Consider the following 23,087-nt stretch of genomic DNA (forward strand, 5'->3'; position numbering starts at 1 on the left):
CTGGGGAGAGGGCGGCGGTGAGACCGAAGGGCTCACCGCGGGGTGAGGGGCCAAGCACACAAATCCCTATGCTTGATCGAAATCCCCGCGTGTGTCGAAGTCTCGTGCCAGAACCTGCGGCGCTTCAACGAGTCTTGCATTGGCGAGCAGGTGTCTAGCGCCGTGGTCACCGGAAATTACCATGAGCTCGGGGAACAGCCGCCGTGCAAACACTGCCGGTGGCCCACGCGAATTGTCGAATCCGGTCGCTACGACATCGCTGGTCGCCAACGCGGCGATCAGTTCCGTCAGGTGCTCCGTTGTAACGTTCGGCATGTCGGCGAGGCAGACCAGCAGCATCTCGGCGCCGAGTTCGATGGCACGTTGCGCGCCGAGCGCCAGGGAGGCGCCCATGCCCTGTTGCGGGTCCGGGTTTTCGACCAGTTCGAAGCCGCGTTCGGCGAAGACGTCTCCGCGCGCCGACGGAGCCGGCGGCACGATGGCAATGCGGTGCGCCAGCGGCATGCCCACCAGCGTGTCGGCGATATGGGCGGCCAGCGGCTTGCCGGCATGGGGATAAAGCAGCTTGTCGCCGCCGAAGCGGGTCGAGAGGCCGGCCGCGAGGACCACCGCGGCAATCGGCTCAGGCACGGTCAAGCTGGGCGCGGGTAGCTGAGATCTGGGCGAGCACCGAGAGCGCCAGCATGCCGGGGTCGCGGGCCCGGTCGATCAGCCCGATGGGGCCGCGAATGCGGTCGATGGCTTGTGGCGAGAGGCCCATGGCAGCCAGTCGGGCGCAGCGCAGGGTGTGGGTTTTGACGCTACCGAGCGCCCCGACATAAAAGCCATCAGCCGCGGCGGCGCGGGCAAGGATGGCATTTTCCCATTCGTGCTCGTGGAACAGCAGCACCGTCGCCGTCCACGGGTCGATCGGCAGCGCGAAGGCTTGCGTCGGGGTGGTGAGGATTTCGATCGGCACGTTGAGCGCGGCGAGGGCGTGGGCCGAGCTTTCGTCCGGGGTGGCGAGCCGCAGGTCGAACTCGGCGGCAGCGCCGACGCGGGCCATCACCTCGAATTCGGGGCCGCGACCGACCAGCAGCAACCGGGTGCGCGGCTGGTAGCGGCGGACGAACACGCCGTCGTGCCAGCCCGTGGGGGCCGGGCTGTCGGTGATCGTGGCCGTCGAGCGTGCCGGGTCGAAAGCGATGGCGAAGGCCTCGCGCCGCTCGAAGCGGGCGATGGCTTCGGCCAGCAGTCCGGCGCGCGGTTCGACGTGCAGCATCAGGTCGACGCCGCCGCCGCAGGGAAAGCGGATATCGATGAAGCGCGAACCGCGACCGAAGCGGAAGGTCCGGTCCTCGCCGGCTGCGATCAGCGGCGCGAACTCGGCGGCAATGGCGGGCTCGACGCAGCCGCCCGAGACATGGCCGAGGTGCCGGCCATCCGCCAGCACCGCCATATGGGTGCCGAGCGCTTTGGGGGCGCCGCCATCGATGGCCGAAAGGGTGACGAGGGCGCCCGGGATGCCGAGCGCCTGGGCGCGCGCCAGGAAGACGAATGGCGCGAGTTCGCGATCCATCCCCGCAAAGGCTGCCGGCGCGAGATCGTCCTCGCCATGCTCGGCTCTGGCCAGCATGCGCTCTCCTCCAAATGTTGGGTGGAGACTAGAGCTTTTCGCGGATGAACTGAACCACCCTCGATGTCATCCCAGCGAAAGCTGGGACCCAACTATCCACCTGCGCGGGCTGAGAAATGGGTCCCAGCTTTCGTTGGGATGACAGCCGGTGGGTGGGCAAGGACCGAGCCCAACCACAATGGCGGTGCTGTGCAACTTTGAAGCGCTAAGCCGACACGGTCTCGCGGACCAGCGCCCGGCGCAGCAGGTCGGCGGCGGCCTCGCCATTGCCGGCAGTGAGCAGGGGGGCGAGACGGGCGAGCGCCACGAGGTCGACGTACACGACGAGGCGATCGAGGAAGGCGGCATCGTCGGTCAGGAGGCTGCCGACGCAGGCGGCGGTGAACGAGGTGAGGAACCGGTTGCCGCTGGCATTGGCGATCTCAAGCAGCAGCGCGGCGAGCCCGGTGCGCCTCGCCTCCGGGGTGCCGGCGCCGGCGAGGCTGCGCACCGCCTCGGCGATCCGGCCGGCATTGCGGCGGCCGGCGGCTTCGGCGGCCATGGCGGGCTGCGTGCTTGCGATCGCCCCCCAGAGCTCCTCGCTGACACGGGCCGAGCCGAGCTTCCGCGACCAGGCGATCACCTCGGGGTTCAGCATGTCCCAGCGGCTGCGGTCGAGCACCATTGTGCCGCGCTTGCGCCGGGTCTCGACGAGGCCCTTGGAGGCAAGGCCCTTGATGGCTTCGCGCAGCGCCGTACGGCTGACGCCGAGATCGGCGCTCAGCTGGTGCTCGTTGGGGAGGATGCTGCCTTCAGGAAAGTGGCCCGACGCAATGGCCTGGAAGATCTCGCGCGCCACGAGGCGATTGAGATCGTCCGGCTCGTGCTTGACGGTGTTCAGCCCGCCGGGCGAAGCGACGGCCGAGTGGCGCAGGGGGATCGGGTCCGGGCGGCGATAGACGGTCACGCGTGCGGTCTTTCCAACAGCATTTCGCCGGGTCGGCTCGCCATCGACACGCGAATCCACCCGGTTGTCATTCTCATTAGGTAGGATTTATACCTCAGGCTGCATCGCCAAGGCAATGCCGGTGCGTCGCGACTCGAGGGAACCGCTTCACATGCCTACCATCGTCTGCTTCGGCGACTCCAATACCTGGGGCTGCCCGCCCTTTGCCAATATCGCCCAGACGCCGGACCGGATCGTGCCGGCGCGGCGCTGGGCCAATGTGCTGGGGCGCGAGCTCGGCCCGGATGCCTGGATCGTCGAGGAGGGGCTCAGCGGCCGCACCACGGTGTTCGACGATCCGATCGAGGGCGTGCACAAGAACGGCTCGCGTACGCTGATCCCGATCCTCGAATCGCATGCGCCGATGGACGTTTTGATCGTCATGCTGGGGACCAACGACTTCAAGGACCAGCTGTCGATCACCGCCTACAACTCGGCGCGCGGCACGCTGACGCTGATCCAGATGATCAAGGGACACTTCGCCATGGTGGACCACCCGCCGGAGGTGCTGGTGGTGACGCCGCCGGCGATCACCGAAGATGCCGAGCCGGCGATGTGGGGTGTCGGCCATCAGCGTTGCCGCGACCACGCGCACTATCTCGAGCAGGTGGCGCATCGCACCGGGTGCTTTCATTTCGACGCCAACAAGGTGGTGCGGGCCGGGATCGACGGCATTCACATGGATGAAGCGGCCCACGAAGTGCTCGGCAAATCGCTGGCGGGCGAGGTCCGGGCCATTCTCAAGATGCGAAACCTGCGGTGAGTGCTTTACATCATACATAATACATAATAGTCGTGATGACGAAGGCGCAGTGAGCGCCTCGCGGCAGGCGTGCGTCGGGAGGATGCGGGCCGTTGCCATTGGGGAGGACATAATGAATTTCAGCAAACTGGGCGCGCTGACGCTCGCCGCCATAATGGCTGCCGCAGCGCCGTTCGCCACAGCGCAGGCGCAGGAAGATGTGATCATCATGCTGGGCGGGCCGAGTTCGGATCCGTTCTGGGGCGCGGTGCAGCAGGGTTTCGACCAGGCCACCAAGGATTATGGCGTCAAGACGCAGTGGACGGCGCCGGCAGATTTCAACGACATCGTGCCTGTTTATACCAAGATGTTCGAAGCAGCGATCGCCCGGAAGCCGGCCGCCATCGCGGTGGGCAACTTCTTTCCCGAGCCGACTGAGCCCTTGATCAAGCAGGCGGCGGCCGAGGGCATCCCGGTCATCATCATCAACTCGGGCGGCGCCAAGTACCAGGAGCTGGGCGCCATCGGCTTTATTGGCGAAGACAGCTACCAGATGGGCTACCAGGGCGGCAAAGTGGCGGTTGGCAAGGGCGTCAAGAACGGCCTCTGCATCAACCAGATTGCCGCCAACCCGGTGCTGGAGCAGCGCTGCCAGGGCTATATCGATGCCGTCACCGAAGCCGGCGGCAAGGCCAAGATGGTGATCCTCGCCTCCGAGGATATCGGCAACAGCCAGAAGGTGCAGGCCGCGGTCAGCGCCATGCTGATGCAGGACCAGAGCATTGACGGCATCGTGACGCTGGGCGTGGCGGTGGGTGTCGATGCACTGGAGTCAGTCAAGCAGGTGCGCGCCACCGGTCGCGCCGTCGACCTTGGCACCATGGACCTCGGCAATGCCGTGCTCGAGGCGGTGGCCGCCGGCGAGATGAGCTTTGCCTCCGACCAGCAGCCGTTCCTGCAGGGCTATTACGGGGTGATGATCCCGCTGATGTACAACAAGTACAAGATGGCCCCGTCGGGCGTGATCAGCGTCGGCCCCTACATGGTGACGCAGGAAAACGCCGCCGCCGTGCTCGAGGTCAACAAGTCCATTCCGGGTTCGCGCGGCGCGAACTGACGGGCAGGGGCGGGGGAGTTGGACGCACCCCCGCCCTTAGCGCCTTAGGTGAGCGACGCCCGGGTTTCTGCAGTGATGCTGTGGCAGACCTACAAACTCGATGTCATCCCTGCGAAAGCAGGGACCCATGTCACCGCCTGCACCAGCCGCGATTTGGGTCCCAGCTTTCGCTGGGATGACACCGAGTGTGGGGGAGCAACGGTACCTGGTCGCTCCCCTCCCATCTCAATTGAGGGTGGGGAGCAGAGCCTCGCCTCATCTCCACCATCTGCGATAGCCTCTCAACTTCGACGGTTCAGCTGAAATGACCACTGCCATGGAAACCACCATCGCCGATCCGCCTGCTCCTCCGACCCGCTTTGGCATCCTGGAGCGGCTGCTCAGGATCGTGTGGATCGGGCCACTGATTGCGGCACTGGTGATCTACCTGTTCTTCGTCATCGTCGGCGGCGGTTCGGGGTTCTTCTCGATCCCCGGCACGGCCGGGTGGCTGAATACCGCGGCGGAGCTGGGGATCATCGCGCTGCCGGTGGGGTTGCTGATGATCTCGGGCGAGTTCGACCTCTCCACCGGTTCGGTGGTCGGGGCCGCCTCGATCATCGTGGCGCTTGGCACCGGTTTTTACGGGCTGCCGATCGAACTCACCATCGCCATGGCGCTGGCGATGGGGGTCGGGGTCGGCTGCTTCAATGCGCTGCTAGTCAATGCGACGAAGCTCCCGAGCTTCATCGTGACGCTCGCTTCCAACTTCATTCTCGCCGGCACCGCGCTGGGGCTGAGCCGGCTGATCTCGGGCTCGTCGAACGTCTCGCTCAAGGATGCCGGCTGGGCCGAGGCGGTGCTGGGCTCGAAGTGGATGTTCTTCAACGTCTCGGTGCTTTGGTACCTCTTGGCCGCCGTCCTCGCCGCCTGGGTGCTGAAGCAGACCCGGTTCGGCAACTGGATCTTCGCCACCGGCGGCAACCCTGACGCGGCCCGGCGGGCTGGTGTGCCGGTGGCGCGGGTCAAACTCATCCTCTTCATCTGGACTGCCGTATCGGCGGCGTTCGTCGGCATCATGTCGGCGGTGATGTACAACCAGGGTAACGCCGCCTCGGGGCAGGGCTATGTGTTCCAGACCGCCATCGCCGCCGTGATCGGCGGGGTGCTGCTGCAGGGCGGCTTCGGCTCGGTAATCGGCATCGTGCTCGGCACCTTCATCTACGGCATCGTCAGCCTGGGGCTGTTCTACACCGGCTGGCCCACCGACTGGCTCGCGACCTTCATCGGCGGGCTGCTGGTGATCGCCGTGCTCACCAACAACCTGATCCGCGAGCTGGCGCTGAACCGGGGAAAGAAGAAGCTCTGATGACCGCGCTCATGACGCTCGAAGGGGTCACCCGAACCTTCGGCAACAATATCGCCCTCAACGACGTCAGCCTCGAAGCGCACCCGGGCGAGGTGCATTGCCTGCTCGGCGACAATGGCGCCGGCAAGTCGACGCTGATCAAGATCATGTCGGGGGTGACGCCACCGACCATCGGCACGCTGACTTTCGACGGGAAGCCGGTCGCCTTCCGCTCGCCGCGCGACGCGCAGGCGCATGGCATCGGCACGGTGCACCAGGATGTGGGCTCGATCCCCTTGATCTCGGTGGCGCGCAACTTCTTTCTCGGGAACGAACCGACCAAGGGCTGGGGGCCGTTCCGGCGGCTCGACCACCAGACGGCCAACCGCATCGCGCTCGAGCAGATCCGGGAGATGGGGATCCGCCGCATTGCCGATGCCGAGCAGCTGGTCGGCACCATGTCGGGCGGAGAGCGGCAAGCGCTGGCGATCGCCCGAGCGCTGTATTTCGGCGCCAAACTGCTGATCCTCGACGAGCCAACCGCGGCGCTCGGGGTGAAGGAAAGCAAGATCGTCATCGACCTGATCAAGCAGGCGCGCGAGCAGGGTATCGCCCTGGTGTTCATCACCCACAACGCGACGCATGCGCTGAGTGTCGGCGACCGGTTCACAGTGCTGATCCAGGGGCGGGTCGCCAGCCAGTTCAAGCGCGGCGAGAAGACCCGCGAGGAAGTGCTGAACCTCATGGCGGGCGGCGAGGCGTTCGATGCGGCGGGGCATGGGGATTAGCGGCTGGTGTCAGCGCGTGGGGCTCACCCCCACCCAGCGACGCTAGTTCGCTTCGCTCACAAGCTTTGCTGCCCTCCCCACAAGGGGGAGGGAGGGCGGTAGCCGCACGGTTTCGGTTCTATCGTCTCCCTCCCCCTTGTGGGGAGGGATCAAGGGTGGGGGTGCCACGCGCACCGGCAGAAGTGAAGGCGGGGGAGCCAATGAACTACCAATCGCAATCGGCGCCGGTCGAGGGCCACGTCGCGCCCGGCTTCGAAGCGGTGGCCGAGGAGTTTGCGCGGAATTTCACGGTGCGTGGCGATGTCGGGGCGGCGTTCGCGGCGGTGCATAAGGGCGAGCTTATCGTCGACCTGTGGGGCGGCATGGCGGCGCCGGGGCGGCCGTGGCAGGCCGATACGCTGCAGGTGATCTATTCGGGCACCAAGGGGCTGTTCGCCGGGTGCGTGCTGAAGCTGGTCGAGCGCGGGCAGCTCGATCTCAACGCGCCGGTGGCGAAATACTGGCCGGAGTTCGCGGCGAACGGCAAGGGGCGGGTGCTGGTGCGGCACGTCACTTCGCATTCGGCCGGCCTGCCGGGGATCGCAACGCCGCTCGGCGCGGCCGACTATACCGATTACGAACGGATGGAAGAGCTGCTGGCGGCGCAGCCGCTGGCCTCCGACCCCAATGCCTTCCATTGCTACCATGCGGTGACCATCGGTTGGCTGGTGGGCGCTTTGATGCGGCGGATCGATGGGCGGACGCTCGGACGGTTCTTTGCAGAGGAGATTGCCACCCCGCTGGGGCTCGATGCCTATATCGGGCTGCCCGAGGCGCTGGAGCCGCGGGTCGGGCGGATCGAACTGGGGCCGGGCATGCTGGCCTATGACGAGGCATTCGGCGCCGAGCAGCGGGCCGACCCGGTGTTTCATTCGATCTGGGGGAACCCGCCGCTGTTCCCCGAAGAGCTTCCGTGGAACACCCGCGCCTACCACGCGGCCGAGATCGGCGGCGCCGGCGGCATCGCCACGGCGCGGGCGATGGCGCGCTACTACGGCTGCATGGCGCAGGGCGGCAGTATCGACGGGGTCGAGATTTTGAAGCCGGAGACGGTCGCATTGGGGCGGGCGGAGCAGAGCCGCTTCATGGACCCCTATATCGCCGAAGCCATGGCGTTCGGCGTCGGCTGGGCGCTGCAGACCCCGCAGGGCCGGTTCGGCCCGGCGCCTGATGCGTTCGGACATTCAGGGGCCGGCGGCTCGATCCACGGGGGGTGGCCGACCGAGCAGGTGGGGTTCAGCTATACGATGAACCAGATGCGGGGCGACCCGGAGGATCTGAGGTCCCGGCACGTGCTGAAGCGGTTGTATGAGATAGTGCGGTAGGGTGGGGCTAATCCGGTGTGCTTGGCGCCCCTCACCCCGACCCTCTCCCCCCGCGGACGCTCTCGCGTCCGCTAGGAGGGGCGAGGGGGCGTTGTGGCACTGCCCGTGCAAAGTGCGTCCCCTCGCCCCTCTGGGGAGAGGGCTAGGGTGAGGGGCGCCAAGCACACCAGCCCTAACTGATCACCAACCGTGCAATCCGCCCACCCGTCAGCGTGAAGGCCATGGTGCCCTCGCCATTGAAGCCATTGCCGCTGACGGCCAGCCGCACCCGCCAGGCCTCAGCCCCATTCGGCTCGACCTCGAGCAGTCGGAACTTCGACTGCACGCCGATATTGTCTGTCTCGTTCCACTTGGCGATGCCGGCGCGGCCGGTGAAGTCGCGACCCCAGTCGCTGAGGAAGGCGTCGGGGGTGAAGGTCTCGAGGAAGGCGTCGCTGTCGCCGGCATCGGTGGCGTCGATAAAGCGCTGGATTACGGACGGGGTGGTACTCATGGGTGGGCTCCGGTGGGGTGCGCAAAGTTGTAGCGGGTGGTGTGGGCGGCGGACAGTCGGATGGGAGTGCAGCGCGCTTGGCGCCCCTCACCCCGGGGTGAGCCCTTCGGTCTCACCCCCGCCCTCTCCCCAGAGGGGCGAGGGGGCGATGGGGGCACCGCCAGTGCAAAGTGCGTCCCCTCGCCCCTCTGGGGAGAGGGTTAGGGTGAGGGGCGCCAAGCACACCGGCCAAGCCGCCACCCATTCTAACCGACCGACCGTCGGTCCCAGATCCCTACGACTTTTTGCGCAACGGCGAGTCAAATCCTGCCGCTTGACCGGGTGTCGCTAGCCGTGTCATCGTTCAGCCTATGGATAGGCGTTCAGCATAGTGAACGATTGGCGCGCAGGTCGCCGACCACTTTGCCCGCTTGTCTCCGACCGATCATCACGCCTCCCGATGCCCGGGAAGCGATGAAGCGCTCGTGTTCCTTGGGAGGAAAAGCAACGTGTCCAAGACCACCCTAACGCAATTCACGCCGAGCCGGCGCGCCGTACTTGCTGGTCTCGCCGCCTCGCCGTTCGCGCTTGCCGCAGGCAGCCATTTCGCCATGGCGCAGCCGACCAGCGGCACGCTGTCGATCGGCATTCTCGATTGGGCCGAAACCGGCATCAAGCCGGTGTTCGCCGCCTATGAGGCAGCCCGCCCGGGCGTCAAGATCGACTACTCGATCCTGCCCGGCGATGGCCCGGGCCTGCGCCAGGCGCTGCTGTCGCGCCGCCTCGCCAACAAGCTGCCCGATATCACCTATCTCGCCGATATCTTTGCCACGCAGTTCGCCAATGCAGAGGTCACCGCCGACATGCGGCCGTTCCTGACCTCGGGCGGCCCGATCACCATGACTTCGCTGGCCAAGCCCTTCCTCGACCAGTACCTCGTCACCTCGGGCCCGAACAAGGACGGCATTTTCGGCCTGCCGATTGGCGCCGATACGGTGGTGCTCTACTACAACAAGAAGCACTTCGACGACGCGGGCATCCCGTACCCGAACGACGACTGGACGTTCGAAAAGCAGATCGAGGTCGCGACCCAGCTGACGCAGAAGAACGGCAACGTCACCACGCGTTACGGCCTCGCCGCCTCGGTGCCGTGGCACGCGACTTACGTGCCGGGCATCGAAGCCTTCGGCGATACGCTGCTCGACGAAAACAACATGTACAAGCTGCAGACGGAAGCGGCGATCAAGGTCTTCACCATGTACTGGGACCAGGTGAAGGCCGGCGTCATCGCCTCCTCGCCGCAGCAGACCCAGCTCGGCGGCGGCTACCAGGCGTTCGGCGCCGGCACCGTGTCGATGCTGCAGTCGGTGCGCGCGCTCACCCCGCTGATCCGCTCGGTAACCACGGACGATTGGGATGTGGCGCTCGAGCCCAAGATCAACGGCGTGCGCAAGACCGGCATGGGCTCGATCGCCCAGGCGATCACCCCGCAGGGCATGGCGAACAATCAGGAGCTCGCCTACGACTACCTCAACTGGTTCTATTCCGAAGACGGCGGCATGAAGATCCTGGCCGCCGGCTACGGCACGGTGCCGCCGGTCGAGGCGCTCTACAACAGCCCGATCTGGACCGATCTGCCGGGCCCGCCCTACGACAACCGGGTGTTCGCCGAGTCGATCCAGTATGGCGCGATGAACCCGACTTCGATCCCGGCCGACGTGCAGGTGGTGGTCGATACCGAGCTCGCGAAAGCCGAAGAGTCGGTCGTCCTCAACAACGTGCCGGTGGCCGACGCGCTGAAGGCCGCCGAAGCAGTCATCAACGAGGCGATGGCCCGCGTCATGGCGGCCGGCGGCTGATCAACAAGAGGTCTGCCGCCGCTTGCCTCCTCCTGAAGCGGCGGCTTCTCCAGAACCGGCTGCACCCCTCCCGCAGCCGGTTCTCCCTTTCGCAACGGGACCTAGTCTTTTGAGCAAGACCGACACAGCCGATGACCCCGGCATGTCTGCGATCGTGCGGCCCGCGCCGCGCCGCAGAACGAGCCGCACCGACTCCCCGTTCTGGGCCGCCCTGTTCGTCGGGCCAAACTTGTTCCTGTTCACCGTGTTCATGGTCATCCCCATCGTCTGGGGCTTGGCGCTCAGCCTGTTTGACTGGAACCTGATCTACGAGCCGCGCTTCGTCGGGCTCGACAACTATGTCGCCTTGCTCAACGACGCGCGCGCCATCAACTCGGTGTCCAAGACCGTCTACCTGCTGGTGCTCGGCGTGGTGCCGACAGTGTTCCTGTCGTTCATCCTCGCGGTGCTGATCAATACCAATTTCCCCGGCTACAGCGTGTTCCGCACGATGTACCTCTTGCCGATCGTCATTTCGCTGGTGGCGTCCGCAGTGCTGTGGCGCTTCATGTACGATCCGCGGGTCGGCCCGATTGCGCAACTGCTCGGCTTCTTCGGGGTGTCCGGGCCCAACTGGCTGCAGGATACCACCTGGGCCATGCCGGCTTTGTCGCTGGTGATCGTCTGGCTGCGGCTGCCGCTCGGCATCATCCTCTATCTCGCGGCGCTGCAGCAGATTAACCCGCAGCTGCTCGAGGCGGCCGAGATCGACGGGGCGGGCCCCTGGGCCAAGCTCCGCCATATCATCTGGCCCAACGTCATGCCGGTGACGCTCTTGATCCTGGTACTGACGCTGCGCGGCATCATTTTCGACAGCTTCGACATCGCCTTCGTGATGACCAAGGGCGGGCCGCTCAACTCGACCGATATCCTCGCTGTCTACATCTACGATCTCGCCTTTGCCCAGTTGCGGCTCGGCTATGCCTCGGCGCTCTCGACGGTGCTGTTCGTCATCGTCACCATCCTGGCGCTGATCTTCAACCCGCCGCGCCGGCGCCCGACCAATGGAGATCCGGTATGAGTGCAGGGCACCACTGGCGTCGCCGCTTCCACGTCTCGACGGTGATCTTCTTCGGCCTCCTGATGGCCGCGCCGTTCTACTGGATGATCATCAACTCGTTCAAATCGAGCCGTGAGGTGGTGGCCTACCCACCGACCTGGTGGCCGACCGAGTGGCATTTCGAAAACGTCTTCGCGGCGCTGACCTTCCTCGACTCGACCGCCATCATGAACTCGGTGATCTTCACCGCCGTCATTACCATCACGCAGCTGACGCTGGTGGTGATGACCGGCTTCGCGCTCGCCAAGATGCAGTTCTTCGGGCGCGGCGCGATCCTCGGGCTGTTCATCATGACGCTGTTCGTGCCGGGGCAGGTGGCGACGATCCCGACCTTCATCCTGGTGCGCAACCTCAACTGGATCGACACCTTCATGGGGCTCTGCATCCCCATTATCGCGCAGACCAGCTTCGGGGTGTTCATCTTCCGGCAGTTCTACGTCTCGATGCCCAACGAGATTCTCGATGCGGCCAAGATCGACGGCGCCAACTGGGGGCAGATTTTCGTGAGGATCGTGCTGCCGCTCTCGGGCCCGCCGATCGCCGCCTATACCGCGGTGACGGTGCTGACCGCCTGGAACATGTATGCCTGGCCGCTGATCTCGACCACGGAGCGGGACATGCGGGTGCTGCCGCTGGCGCTGGCCGGGCTCGGCCAATCCTTCTCGCAGACGCCGCCCAATATCGCCATGATGGCGGTGCTGCTCTCGACGCTGCCGATCATCATCTTCTTTATTCTCTGCCAACGCTATTTCATCAACGGCCTCGGCGGCTCGTTGAAGGAATGAGCAGGACCTAGCTGGAGCTAATCGTGACTACAGTACCAGTCTGCCTCGTCGGATGCGGCGGCATGGGGAGCCGGCATGTGCAGGGCTTTGCCCGGCTGCAGCGCTCGGGCCTCTCCAACGTCCGGCTCGTCGCGGTGTGCGACGTGCGGCAGGATAATGCCGAGCGGGTGGCCGGCGAAGCCGAAAAGCTGCTCGGCTACCGGCCGAAGATCCTCCTCGCGATCGACGATGCGGTGGCCGACCCGGAGATCGCGGCGTTCGACGTGGTGACCGAGGCGTTCAGCCATCTGAGCGTGGTGCTGCCGGCGCTGCGGGCCGGCAAGCACGTGCTGTGCGAGAAGCCGCTGGCGCTGACGGTGCGCTCCTGCCAGGCGCTGATCGATGCGGCCAAGGATGGCGGCGCGGTGCTGGCGACGGCGGAGAATTATCGCCGCGATCCGACCAACCGGCTGGCCAAGGCGGTGATCGATTCCGGCGTGCTTGGCCCGATCCACCTGATGGTGCAAACGATGATCGGCGGCAGCGACCGGATCATCATCACGCCGTGGCGGCACTTCAAGGACAAGGGCGCCATCGGGCTCGACATGGGCGCGCACCTCACCGACATCGTGCAGTATTATTTCGGGCCGTTCCACGCGGCCTTCGGCAAAGGCTTCATCGCCGAGCCGATCCGGCGCCGGCAGGAAAAGCCGGAGATGCAGACCGAAGCCTACCTGAAGCGCTTCCTCGAAATCCCCGCCGAGATCACGGCTACCGGCGAGGACTCGTTCGCCGCGACCTTCACCATGCAGTCGGGCCTGATGGTGCAGATGGCCTTCGTCGCCTCGGGGCCGGGCAAGGGTTACAACCAGCGCACCGTGCACGGGCAGCACGGCTCGCTCGAGATCTTCAACGATCGCACCGGCAAGGCGCCGATCCTCCACACGGCGGAGGGTGACCTCACCGGACAGGCGCTGGCCGACAAGGTCGGTTTCGCCCTCGATGAGCTGACCCAGAAGCTCTATGGCGGGGTGTCCTACGACCTCGATTGGGCCGAAACGGACTCAGGCCTGCTCGCCATCGAGATTCACGATTTCGCCGCCGCCATCATGGAGGGCCGCCCGCCCGAAGTGGACGGCGAGGGCGGTCTCACCGCCGTCGCTTCGGTGCTTGCGGCCTATGAAAGCGGCATTGCCGGCCGCGCCGTGAGCATGGACGAGGTGCTGTCGAGCGCGATCTCGACGTATCAGGATGAGATCGACGCCGATCTCGGGCTGTTGCCCAAGTCGAACGCGGCCTGAGGGAGGATACCATGACCGATGCAGCTTTCGCCGCCATCCCGCTGATCGTCCAGAAGCTCGGCCCCAAGCAGATCGCCTTCGTGGTTCGCGACCTCGAGGCGGCGACAAGGCAGTGGTGGGACCTGTTGCGCATCGGACCCTGGACCGCGTGGGAATATACGCCTGAGATCCTCAAGGACATGACCTACAAGGGGGCGCCGGCCCGGTTCGGGCTGAAGCACGCACTCGCCTGGAAGGATGGCGTGCAGTTCGAGCTGGTCGAACCGACCACCGGCCCATCGTTCTTTGCCGATCAGCTCCAGAGCTCTGGCGAAGGCCTCAACCACATCGGTATCCACGTGACGGAGAACCATGCCGAGGCGGTGGCCGAGCTCGAAGCCGCCGGCTTCACCCGGCTGCAATCCGCCCGGGGTTTCGGCGGCGATGGCAGCGGCGCCTTCGTCTATTTCACCTCCCCAAAGCTCAACGGCCTCGTGCTCGAGCTGATCAGCCCGCCGGCAACCCGCCGCGAGCCGCTTTTCGTCTACCCCCTGCCTGAGGAAGCAAAGTGAAGAGCCACCGAACTCTCAGTGGTCCTCCACCGCGCAGCGGGGGAGGGGATGAAGCCAGAGGCTTCACCCCGGGGGGACCGCCAAAGGCGGTGGAGGGGGCGGCAGGAGGCGCCGGTGTTTGTGGTCGCCCCCTCCACCAGCTTCGCTGGTCCCCCTCCCCCGTTTCACGGTGGAGGACCACCGAGAACCCTGTGCACGATAACCGTGTGACCTATCCAATGCCTGAGGAAGTAAAGTGAAGATCGAGCGTATCGATACCTACGTCGCGCATAACTGGATGTTCGTCGAAGTGACGACGGATACCGGGCTCAAAGGCGTGGGCGAATCCACCTTCTTCGGTTTCCCCGAGGCGACCGCCTCGGTGGCCAAGGGCTTTGGCGAGCGGTTGGTCGGCGAAGATCCGTTCCGCATCGAATACCACAATCTCAGCCTCTATCGCGCTTACTCGATGCGCGGCATGGCGATCGGCGGCGCGATTTCCGCCATCGACCAGGCGCTGTGGGACTTGAAGGGCAAGCACTACCAGGCCCCGGTCTGGGAGCTGCTCGGCGGCCGGGTGCGCGACAAGGTGCGCGCCATGCTGGTGATCCCCTATGGCACGGCCGAGGGCGTAGCGGCGAGCTGCAAGGCGGCAGTCGAGGACGGCTATACCGCGCTCAAGGTGATGGTCTACCAGCCCGAGCACCACCTGATGGCGTTCGGCGCCAAGGTGAAGGACATGGTCGAGCGCATGGCGCTGATCCGCGAAGTGGTGGGCTGGGATGTCGAGATCGGCATCGAGCTGCATCGCAACATGGCGCTGGGCGAATCCATCGCGGCGATCCGCGAGTTCGAGCAGTTCCGGCCGCTGTTCGTCGAAGACCCGATTCCGCCCGACAGCGTCCTGAGCTTCGGCGAGGTATCGCAGAAATCGCGCCTGCCGATGGCGGCGGGCGAGCGCAACACCTCGATCTGGGAATTCCGCGAGTATGTCGAGCATGGCGGGGTGCACCATATCCGCCCCGATGTCGGCATTGCCGGTGGCATAACCGGCACGCGCAAGATCTGCGCGCTGGCCGAGGCACATCACCAGGGCATCATCCCGCATGCCGTGCCGTCCGGCCCGGTGGCGACCGCGGCACAGGTGCAACTCGGCTTTGCCGTGCCCAACTGGGAAGTGACCGAGCACATGCTGCAGGACCGCGCGCCCTGGACCAAGGCGGTGAAGGCGATCGTCCCTGTCATCAACGGCCACTGGCTGCCCAACGAGACTCCGGGTCTCGGGGTCGAACTCGACCATGAAGGGCTGAAGAGCATTCCCGTCATCAACAAGGTGCCGCCGACTTCGCTGAAGACCGACGGCTCGGTGGCATTCCGGTAGGCGCCCGTGATCGTCGACAGCCACACTCACGCCTGGGCGCGCTGGCCATACGAGCCCGAGGTCCCCGACGAGGCGACCAAGGGGTCGGTCGAGCACCTGATCCACGAGATGGACCAGCACGGCGTCGCCGAGGCGGTGATCGTCTCGGCGCGGATCGAGAAGAACCCCGACAACAACGCCTATGGGGCGGCGGCGGTGCGCCGCTACCCCACGCGGTTGCACCAGTTCGCCGATGTCGATTGCGTGTGGTCGCCGGAGTATCACACGCCGGGTGCGGTCGAGCGGCTGCGGGGGGCTGCCGATACCTTGCCCATGAAGGGCTTCACCCACTATGTGGGCGACAATGACGGCTGGTTCCGTTCCGACGAGGGCCGGGCGTTCTTCAGGCTCGCCGCCGAGCGGAAGCTGATCGCTTCGATCGCCATGGGCCCGGCCTGGGCGGCAGACTTTGGCGCGATCTGCGCCGAGTATCCCGACCTCGTTGTGATGCTGCACCATATGGGCGGCATCCGTTCCACAGCGCCGCGCTCCGATCTCGAAGCGATCGCAGCGCTCAGCAAGCACCCCAATGTCCACATCAAGCTGTCCGGCTTCCATTATGCGGTGGGGCTCGAGAACGGCTGGGACTATCCGCACCCGAGCGCCATGTGGATCGCCGAGGGGCTCTACGCCGCGTTCGGCGCCCACCGGCTGTGCTGGGGTTCGGACTTTCCGGCGCTCAGTCGCGCCATGACCTACAAGCAGGCGCTCGAAATCGTGCGGATGCATTGCCGTTTCCTGCAGCCGGGGGATCTCGAGCCGATCCTCGGCGGCACGCTCAAGCGGCTGCTCGATAGTGCCGCGCCAACGAGGACCAGCTGATGAACGCGCCCGCGCGCCCCGAAACCATGTTCCGTTCGCTCAACCCGGCCACCGGCGAGCAATTCGGCAGCTATCGCCTGCATGACGGCGCGGAGGTCGAAGCGGCACTGGAGCGCAGCTTTGTCGCCTGGGGCAGTATCCGTGCCGCCGGCGTGGCAAAGCGCGCGCAACTGCTGCTGGCGCTGGCCGACCGGCTCGACGCCAATCTCGAAGCGTTCGCGCGGCTGATGACGCTCGAGATGGGCAAGCCGATCAACGAGGCACGCGGCGAGATCCGGAAGTGCGCCGCAACCTGCCGCACCACGGCCGAGCTTGGGCCGGGCTGGCTGGAGCCGCTTGATGTCAAGAGCCCCGCGCGTGCCAGCCGGGTGCGCTATGAGGGGCTCGGCCCGATCCTCGCGATCATGCCGTGGAACTTCCCGTTCTGGCAGGTGATCCGCTTCTTTGCGCCGGCCTTCCTTGCCGGCAACACCACGGTGGTGAAGCACGCCGAGAACGTGCCGGCATGTGCCGAGGCGCTGGAGGCGGTGTTTGCCGAGGCCGGCATGCCGGATGGCGTGCTGGTGAACCTGCGCGTCGACCACCCGACGGTGGCCAAGCTCATCGCCGATGGCCGCATTCGCAGCGTCACCGTGACCGGTAGCGTGCGCGCCGGGCGGACCATTGCCGGGCTCGCCGGTGCGGCGGGGAAGAAAGCGGTGCTGGAACTTGGCGGCTCGGACCCGTTCATTGTTTTCGCCGATGCCGATTTCAACGCGGCGGTGAAACTGGCGGTGGCGGCGCGGCACAATAATTCGGGGCAGAGCTGCGTCTGCGCCAAGCGCTTTCTGGTCGAGCAGTCGATCGCCGCCGATTTCACCGAGGCCTTTGTCGAAGGGACGCGCAAGATTGCCTATGGCGATCCGCTGGACGAAAAGCACGGGCTCGGCCCGCTGGCGCGCGCCGACCTCCGTTCGGGACTGCAGGATCAACTCGATCGCAGCATTGCCGGCGGGGCGCGGGTGGCGCTGGCCGGCGGCACGGTCGAGGGGCCGGGGTTCTTCTTCGCCCCGACCGTTTTGACCAATGTCGCCGACGACAACGTCGCGGCGCGCGAGGAGCTGTTCGGGCCGGTGGCGCCGATCTTCCCGTTCGCCGACGAAGCCGAAGCCATGCGCATCGCCAATGGCACCGAGTTCGGGCTGGCCGCGGCGGTGTGGACGCGCGACGAGGACCGGGCGCGGCGCATGGAACAGAGCGTCGAAGCGGGCGCGGTGTTCATCAACGACATGGTGCGTTCGGACGCGCATATCTCGTTCGGCGGCATCAAGTCCTCCGGCTATGGCCGCGAACTGGGGCAGGTCGGCATCACCGAATTCACCAACGCCAAGACCGTGTGGATTGGCTGACGAGGCATAAGAATGACCATCTACAACCTGCCGCGACCACTGCGCGTCGGCTTTGCCTGCAACGCCGATACCTTCGCGCGGATGGCCGATGCCGAGGCGGTCGAGGCGCTCCAGAGCCTGGGCAGTTTCGAGCATCACCTGTGCGATGAGCCCTCGAGCTGGGACGAGGCGCCGCCGGAGAATTCCGCGGCGATCGACAAGCTGGTGGCTTTTGCCGGCAAACTCGATGCACTGCTGGTCTGTCACGGCTCGCCGCGGCTCACCGGCGCCGTTCTCGACCGGCTGCCGAACCTGAAGTTCATCGCCGAAGTCGAAGGCGACCGCTTCAGCCAGCGTATCGATGTCGAGGCCGCCGCGGCGCGCGGCGTCACCGTGGTCGATACCACCAATGGCTCGTCCTATCCGGTGGCCGAATGGGCGCTGGCCATGGCGATGATCGGGCTGCGCAATGCCGGGGCGCTGTTCCGTCGGATGATCGAGGGCGAAGTGCTGTTCCAGAAATGGGCCGAGCGCGTCGCCGACCCGGGCTTCAACGGCGAGCTCACCGGCCGCAGCGTCGGTCTGATCGGCGCCGGCTATATCGGCCGCCGGCTGATCGAGCTGCTGCAGCCATTCCAGGCCGATATTTACGCCTTCGACCCCTATGCGCCGCGCGTCCTCGCCGACATTTACGACATCACGCTGACTTCGCTGGAGCAGGTGATGGACTGCGACGTGGTGATCTCGCTGGTGCCGCTGACCCCGGAGACCAAGGGCATGATCGGCGAGAAGGAATTGAACCTCCTTCGTCCGCGCTCGGTGTTCGTCAATGTATCGCGCGGGGCGGTGGTCGATCAGGCAGCGCTGATCCGTCGGCTGCTGCGGGGGGACGTGGTTGCTTCGCTCGATGTGTTCGATCCCGAGCCGCTCGAGGCGGATTCGCCGCTGAGGAAAATGCACAACGTCTTCCTCACCCCGCATATTGCCGGGGTCACGGCGCCGTGCGGGCCGCGCTTCCTGACACTCGCCGCCGACGAGATCGCCCGCAAGTTCGCCGGGCATCGCACCCGGCACGACCTGGTGCCGCGCGCCGGAGTGAAATCGTGATGTCGACCGACCTCGCCGCCCGCCGCAAGGCGGGGACGCTCAAAATGGGGTACTGCGTGCCGGCCTTTGCCATGCCGAGCCCGGGGCTGTTCCGGGTGCCCAATGTGGCGCGGATCGAGGATGTCGATGTGCTCGGCAATGCCCGCGAAGCGGAGCGACTGGGTTTTGACTCGCTGTGGGTGTGCGACCACCTGATGCTCGGCCGCGAGCAGGCGGTGCTCGAGGGCTGGACCACGCTGGCGATGATCGCCGGCGCCACCAGCCGGGCGCAGCTCGGGCTGATCCACCAGGCCAACCTGTTCCGCCCCCCGCAGATCGCTGCCAAGATGATGTCGACGCTCGACCTGTTGTCGGGTGGCCGCTTCATCCACTTCTTCGAGGCCGGCATGGGCCGCCCCGAGCAGGTCGCCTATGGGCTCGACTGGGACGACAATCACGATGCACGGGTTGAACGGCTGGAAGAGGCAATCAAGCTGGTCAAGGCGCTCTATGCGTCGGACAAGCCGATCGATTTCAACGGCAGGTTCTACCAGCTGAGCGGGGCGCAACTGGCCCCCAAGCCGGTGCAGGCGCATATCCCGGTCTGGCTGGGCGAGGCGTTCGATCCGGTGATCGAGCTCAGCGGCCGCATCGCCGATGGCTGGAACTCGACGCCGGTGACGCTCACCGAGCTGGCGCGCCGGCTGGCGCTGCTCGATGCATCGCTCGCCAAAGCCGGCCGTTCGCGCGCCGAGGTGGAGATCAGCTTCGAGACGCAGATCCTCGTCGCGCCGGATCTCACAACGCTGCGCCGCAAGGTGGGAGCGCTGGTCGAGCGGATGGTCGAGACCAAGTCGGGCGAACCGCAGCCGGAGGTGACCGACTTCGTCGCCGGCCGGGTCGACCGGCTGCCCGAGGCGATGACCGGGCCGTGGATCATCGGTACGGCCGAGGATGCAAAGGCGCGGATTATCGAACTCAGGCGGCAGGGGGTCGACCACCTGATGCTGTGGTTCATGGATGCACCGGAGACAGACGGGATGGGGTATTTCATGGAGGAGGTGGCGCCGGGGTTTCGCTAGCTCCCAGTGCTGTGTGGATGGGCCAGTGCGAAAAGAGCACCCCCCACCCTGTCCCTCCCCCGCAAGGGGGAGGTGACCAGAACACTGGCGCCGGTGAGAGCGTCTCCCTCCCCCTTGCGGGGAGGGGACAGGGGTGGGGGTGCTCTTCCCGCACCGGTTGTGATGGTCCAGCGGCGATCACCGGACCCCGTCCTGAATCGCTTGCACGCTGGTCCCGGCGCTCGCTAATGCCTAAACTCGGGGCAAGGAGAATGGATAGCTGATGATCGAAGACACCGAGCAGCGGGGCAAGGCCGTTCCTGCGCTGGTCAGGACCAAGAAGATCCTCGATGCGCTTTCGACCGGCGGCAAGCCCAAGGGCGTGTCGGAGTTGGCGCGGATGCTGGACCTGCCCAAGAGCACGGTGCACGGGCTTTGTCACACGCTCGTCGATCTCGGCCTGATGATGCGGGTGGGGCCGTCGCAGTTCGCGGTGGGCCCGCATGTGCTGAGCTGGGCCAACGCTTTCGAAGGCCAGAGCGACCTGACGCAGGAGTTCATGCGCATCGCCGAGGCGACCGACCTGATTTCGGAGCAGGCGATCAACCTCTCGATCCTCACCGGCCGGGAAGTGATGTATGTCGCCTGCCGCCGCGGCACCGACCCGCTCGGGGTCAGCTTCCGGCCCGGCGTACGCCTGCCGGCGCCGTTCACCGCCACCGGCAAGGCAATGATGTCGACGATGCGGCCCGAGGAAGTCGAGGCGCTGTTCGGCGACGAGTGGCCGGAGCCGTGGACCAAGCAGAGCGTGCCCGATCTCAAGACGCTGATGCGCGAGCTCGAGGAGACTCGCGAGCGCGGCTATTCGATCGACGACGGGCAGTTGCGCGACGCCATGGTGTGCTTCGGCGCCCCGGTGTTCAACGCCAGCGAGGACCATGCGGTGGCCGGCATCGCCATCGGGCTGTTGCGCGGCGAGGTCAACGACACCTCGCGGGCGCAGGTCAGCCACGCGGTGCGCGCGCTCGCCGACAAGCTCAGCCACCGGCTTGGCGGGAATACGTAACGACACAGATAGTGATAGGCGCGTACTCCACCCACCCACGGGCTGTCATCCCTGCGAAAGCAGGGACCCATCTCACCGCCCGCGCCAGCGGATAATTGGGTCCCTGCTTTCGCAGGGATGACATCGAGGATGGGGCAGGGCACCTGTGCAGATGCTCCAGCCCTTTTAGGTGACATACGACTGCCGTCTACATTGACATCGTCGCACACGCCATAGATTGTTCAATACCGAGAATATCGTTCAGCATATTGAACGATTTGACCAGCGGACATTATAGGGAAGGAACCGCAATGATCGTCCTGATCGCCAAGTACCACACGAAGCCGGGCAACGTGCCGAAGGTGCTGGCCGAACTTACGAAGATGAAGCCGCTGGTGGAAGCCGGTGAACCGGGCTGCAAGTTCTACCAGGTGTCGAAATCGACCGAGAACGAGAACCTGATCGTGCTCTACGAGCACTATGTCGATGCGGCGGCGCTGGCCGCGCACCGCGAGACGCCGCACTTCAAATCGATCATCGAGGGGACCGTGATCCCGATGCTCGAGAAGCGCGAGCGCGAGCTCTACGAACTCGCCATTTCCTGAGGCGTGACATGCGCCTCGTTTCCTTCGAGCTCTCGACCGTCACCGGTCCCATAACCCGGATCGGCGCCGTGCTGCCGGATGGCCGCTACGCCGACCTGCAATCGGCCTATCGGGCAGTGCTGGGGGATAACGGGGCGAGCCGGGAAGGGGCGGCGCGTCTTGCCGCCGCCACCATCCCCTCCGACATGGTGGCTTTCATCCAGAACGGGGTCACGGCGCTCGATGCGGCGCAGTCGGCGCTCGAGTGGGTGACGGCGAAGGCCGAGACCGGACCGGATGGCGCGACCCTGGTGTTCGCCCCCGGTGCGGTGAAGCTCCTGGCGCCGATACCGCGCCCGCCACTGATCCGCGACTTCATGGCGTTCGAGACGCATTTGAAGAACATCTACCCCAAGCTCGGGCGGGAGATCCCGCCGCAGTGGTACGAGCTGCCGGTCTACTACAAGGGCAACCCCTCGGCGGTCGGCGCCGATGGCGACCCGGTGCCGATGCCGGTCTATGCCACGAACATGGATTTCGAGTTCGAATTCGCGGCAGTAATCGGCAAGGGCGGCAGCAATATCCAGCGCGCCGACGCCGCGTCGCATATCTACGGCTACATGATCTACAACGACTTCAGCGCCCGCGAGATTCAGCAGCGCGAAATGTCGGTGGGTCTCGGGCCTGCCAAGGGCAAGGATTTCGAGAAGGGCCACGTGTTCGGCCCCTGGCTGGTGACGGCCGATGAGATTCCCGACATCTATTCGCTGCGGATGGAGGCGTCGGTCAACGGCCAACCCTGGTGCGATACCAGCACTTCGACGATGCACTGGCGCTTCGACCAGATGATCGCCCATGCCTCGACGAACGAGATGCTGGTGGCGGGCGAGGTCTTCGGCAGCGGCACGGTGGGCGGCGGCTCGGCCGCCGAAATGGGCAAGTCGCTGGCGAGGGGCGATAAGGTGGTGCTCAGCATCGAACGGCTGGGTACGCTGAGCAACGCGATCGGGTAGGGCGCCGGTGTGCTTGGCTGCCCCTCACCCCCACCCTCACCCCCAAAAGGGGCGAGGGGGCGTTGTGGCACTGCTGGTGCGCCTATCGTCCCCTCGCCCCTTTGGGGAGAGGGCTAGGGTGAGGGGTGCCAAGGGAACGAATCCATCCGGTCCCCGAGTCATCAAACCAGGCGCAACACTCGCACAGCCTTCCGCCCCGCCGCATCCACTTTCCACACCCGGTGCCTTCACCCGCAAAACGCCCGGAAATCCGGGCTTCTGCGCCGTCTCCCCACAGCCCGCCGTAGCCCATTCGCGAAATTCGTCATCTTTCGTTCATGAGGGGTGTTGACAGGAAAACGGGTCGCCCGTATACACCGCCTCGCTGACGACGCCGAGCACTAGCTGCTCCCACTGATCAGCGATTACTGAAAGGGCAGAGCTGCTGCCGGGCAACCGGAGACAGGTTTCTGTTCTCTAAGGAATTCGGAAGCTTGAGGCTTCCACCGACGCCGCCGGCGAGAGCCGCATCCGGGGTCAGATCTTTGACATTGTGAAGATTGGAAGAAAGAGAAACGTGGACGGCGAGGTTCTTGCGGTCCAGTTGAAAGACTGGGCAACACGACACAATCGACGGTACGTTTCTTAGAGGTACATACCATTGCCGATGAACTTTAAGTTCGTTGGTTTAAGGTGTGTGTCCTCGTCAATTTGCATCGCAAGGTGCAAACGCAAAACGTGCAAATG

At 65.7% G+C, this 23,087-nt stretch carries 22 protein-coding genes; 18 read left to right on the forward strand and 4 right to left on the reverse strand.

Annotation, left to right across the window (positions count from 1 at the left end):
* Positions 1-66 precede the first annotated feature (66 nt).
* The 3 genes from VGV07_RS06955 to VGV07_RS06965 all read right to left on the reverse strand — a co-directional run bounded on the left by VGV07_RS06955 (position 67) and on the right by VGV07_RS06965 (position 2,561).
* Entirely contained in the window at positions 67-630 is a 564-nt protein-coding gene (locus VGV07_RS06955; RefSeq protein WP_326867987.1) for a nucleotidyltransferase family protein, read from the reverse strand.
* Entirely contained in the window at positions 623-1,615 is a 993-nt protein-coding gene (locus VGV07_RS06960) for an XdhC family protein (RefSeq protein ID WP_326867967.1), read from the reverse strand. The genes VGV07_RS06955 and VGV07_RS06960 overlap by 8 nt, the downstream gene beginning before the upstream one ends.
* 205 nt (positions 1,616-1,820) lie before the next feature.
* Entirely contained in the window at positions 1,821-2,561 is a 741-nt protein-coding gene (locus VGV07_RS06965; RefSeq protein ID WP_326867968.1) for a FadR/GntR family transcriptional regulator, read from the reverse strand.
* Positions 2,562-2,712: 151 nt separating this feature from the next.
* Here VGV07_RS06965 and VGV07_RS06970 point away from each other — a divergent pair, with 151 nt between their 5' ends.
* The 5 genes from VGV07_RS06970 (at position 2,713) to VGV07_RS06990 (ending at position 7,938) form a co-directional block, all read left to right on the forward strand.
* Positions 2,713-3,363, forward strand: coding sequence for a GDSL-type esterase/lipase family protein (locus tag VGV07_RS06970; protein ID WP_326867969.1), 651 nt, complete (start codon positions 2,713-2,715; stop codon positions 3,361-3,363).
* 112 nt (positions 3,364-3,475) lie between these two features.
* Positions 3,476-4,459: a substrate-binding domain-containing protein gene (locus tag VGV07_RS06975; protein WP_326867970.1), complete on the forward strand. Its 984-nt coding sequence runs from the start codon at positions 3,476-3,478 to the stop codon at positions 4,457-4,459.
* Between the two features lie 304 nt (positions 4,460-4,763).
* A complete protein-coding gene (locus VGV07_RS06980; RefSeq protein WP_326867971.1) occupies positions 4,764-5,807 on the forward strand; it encodes an ABC transporter permease in 1,044 nt (347 codons plus the stop codon).
* Positions 5,807-6,574, forward strand: coding sequence for an ATP-binding cassette domain-containing protein (locus VGV07_RS06985; RefSeq protein WP_326867972.1), 768 nt, complete (start codon positions 5,807-5,809; stop codon positions 6,572-6,574). Before VGV07_RS06980 ends, VGV07_RS06985 begins: the two co-directional genes overlap by 1 nt.
* A gap of 200 nt (positions 6,575-6,774) precedes the next feature.
* Positions 6,775-7,938: a serine hydrolase domain-containing protein gene (locus VGV07_RS06990; protein WP_326867973.1), complete on the forward strand. Its 1,164-nt coding sequence runs from the start codon at positions 6,775-6,777 to the stop codon at positions 7,936-7,938.
* 172 nt (positions 7,939-8,110) lie between these two features.
* Here the strand turns inward: VGV07_RS06990 and VGV07_RS06995 are convergent, their stop codons facing one another.
* The gene (locus VGV07_RS06995; protein ID WP_326867974.1) at positions 8,111-8,431 is read right to left on the reverse strand and encodes a nuclear transport factor 2 family protein; all 321 of its coding nucleotides are present in this window, start codon (positions 8,429-8,431) and stop codon (positions 8,111-8,113) included.
* Between the two features lie 488 nt (positions 8,432-8,919).
* Here VGV07_RS06995 and VGV07_RS07000 point away from each other — a divergent pair, with 488 nt between their 5' ends.
* The 13 genes from VGV07_RS07000 (at position 8,920) to VGV07_RS07060 (ending at position 22,361) form a co-directional block, all read left to right on the forward strand.
* On the forward strand, positions 8,920-10,269 hold the full coding sequence (locus VGV07_RS07000; RefSeq protein WP_326867975.1) for an extracellular solute-binding protein: 1,350 nt from the start codon (positions 8,920-8,922) through the stop codon (positions 10,267-10,269).
* Between the two features lie 142 nt (positions 10,270-10,411).
* The gene (locus tag VGV07_RS07005) at positions 10,412-11,329 is read left to right on the forward strand and encodes a sugar ABC transporter permease (RefSeq protein WP_326867976.1); all 918 of its coding nucleotides are present in this window, start codon (positions 10,412-10,414) and stop codon (positions 11,327-11,329) included.
* Entirely contained in the window at positions 11,326-12,153 is an 828-nt protein-coding gene (locus VGV07_RS07010) for a carbohydrate ABC transporter permease (protein WP_326867977.1), read from the forward strand. Before VGV07_RS07005 ends, VGV07_RS07010 begins: the two co-directional genes overlap by 4 nt.
* A 23-nt stretch (positions 12,154-12,176) precedes the next feature.
* Positions 12,177-13,433 (forward strand): Gfo/Idh/MocA family oxidoreductase, encoded by a 1,257-nt coding sequence (locus VGV07_RS07015; protein ID WP_326867978.1) that lies wholly within the window; start codon positions 12,177-12,179, stop codon positions 13,431-13,433.
* Positions 13,434-13,444: 11 nt separating this feature from the next.
* Complete coding sequence (locus VGV07_RS07020; protein WP_326867979.1) at positions 13,445-13,984, forward strand: VOC family protein; 540 nt, start codon at positions 13,445-13,447, stop codon at positions 13,982-13,984.
* Between the two features lie 235 nt (positions 13,985-14,219).
* Positions 14,220-15,344: a mandelate racemase/muconate lactonizing enzyme family protein gene (locus VGV07_RS07025; RefSeq protein ID WP_326867980.1), complete on the forward strand. Its 1,125-nt coding sequence runs from the start codon at positions 14,220-14,222 to the stop codon at positions 15,342-15,344.
* A gap of 6 nt (positions 15,345-15,350) precedes the next feature.
* Positions 15,351-16,205, forward strand: a complete 855-nt coding sequence (locus VGV07_RS07030) for an amidohydrolase family protein (protein ID WP_326867981.1) — start codon at positions 15,351-15,353, stop codon at positions 16,203-16,205.
* Positions 16,205-17,593, forward strand: coding sequence for an aldehyde dehydrogenase family protein (locus tag VGV07_RS07035; RefSeq protein WP_326867982.1), 1,389 nt, complete (start codon positions 16,205-16,207; stop codon positions 17,591-17,593). The genes VGV07_RS07030 and VGV07_RS07035 overlap by 1 nt, the downstream gene beginning before the upstream one ends.
* 12 nt (positions 17,594-17,605) lie before the next feature.
* The gene (locus VGV07_RS07040; RefSeq protein ID WP_326867983.1) at positions 17,606-18,679 is read left to right on the forward strand and encodes an NAD(P)-dependent oxidoreductase; all 1,074 of its coding nucleotides are present in this window, start codon (positions 17,606-17,608) and stop codon (positions 18,677-18,679) included.
* Entirely contained in the window at positions 18,679-19,740 is a 1,062-nt protein-coding gene (locus VGV07_RS07045) for an LLM class flavin-dependent oxidoreductase (RefSeq protein WP_326867988.1), read from the forward strand. The genes VGV07_RS07040 and VGV07_RS07045 overlap by 1 nt, the downstream gene beginning before the upstream one ends.
* Positions 19,741-20,002: 262 nt before the next feature.
* On the forward strand, positions 20,003-20,785 hold the full coding sequence (locus tag VGV07_RS07050; protein WP_326867984.1) for an IclR family transcriptional regulator: 783 nt from the start codon (positions 20,003-20,005) through the stop codon (positions 20,783-20,785).
* 290 nt (positions 20,786-21,075) lie between these two features.
* Positions 21,076-21,369: a putative quinol monooxygenase gene (locus VGV07_RS07055; protein WP_055045957.1), complete on the forward strand. Its 294-nt coding sequence runs from the start codon at positions 21,076-21,078 to the stop codon at positions 21,367-21,369.
* An 8-nt stretch (positions 21,370-21,377) separates the two neighbouring features.
* Positions 21,378-22,361, forward strand: a complete 984-nt coding sequence (locus tag VGV07_RS07060; protein ID WP_326867986.1) for a fumarylacetoacetate hydrolase family protein — start codon at positions 21,378-21,380, stop codon at positions 22,359-22,361.
* Positions 22,362-23,087 lie beyond the last annotated feature (726 nt).

Origin of the sequence: Devosia sp. (assembly GCF_035944845.1) — a bacterium.
Lineage (GTDB): Bacteria > Pseudomonadota > Alphaproteobacteria > Rhizobiales > Devosiaceae > Devosia_A.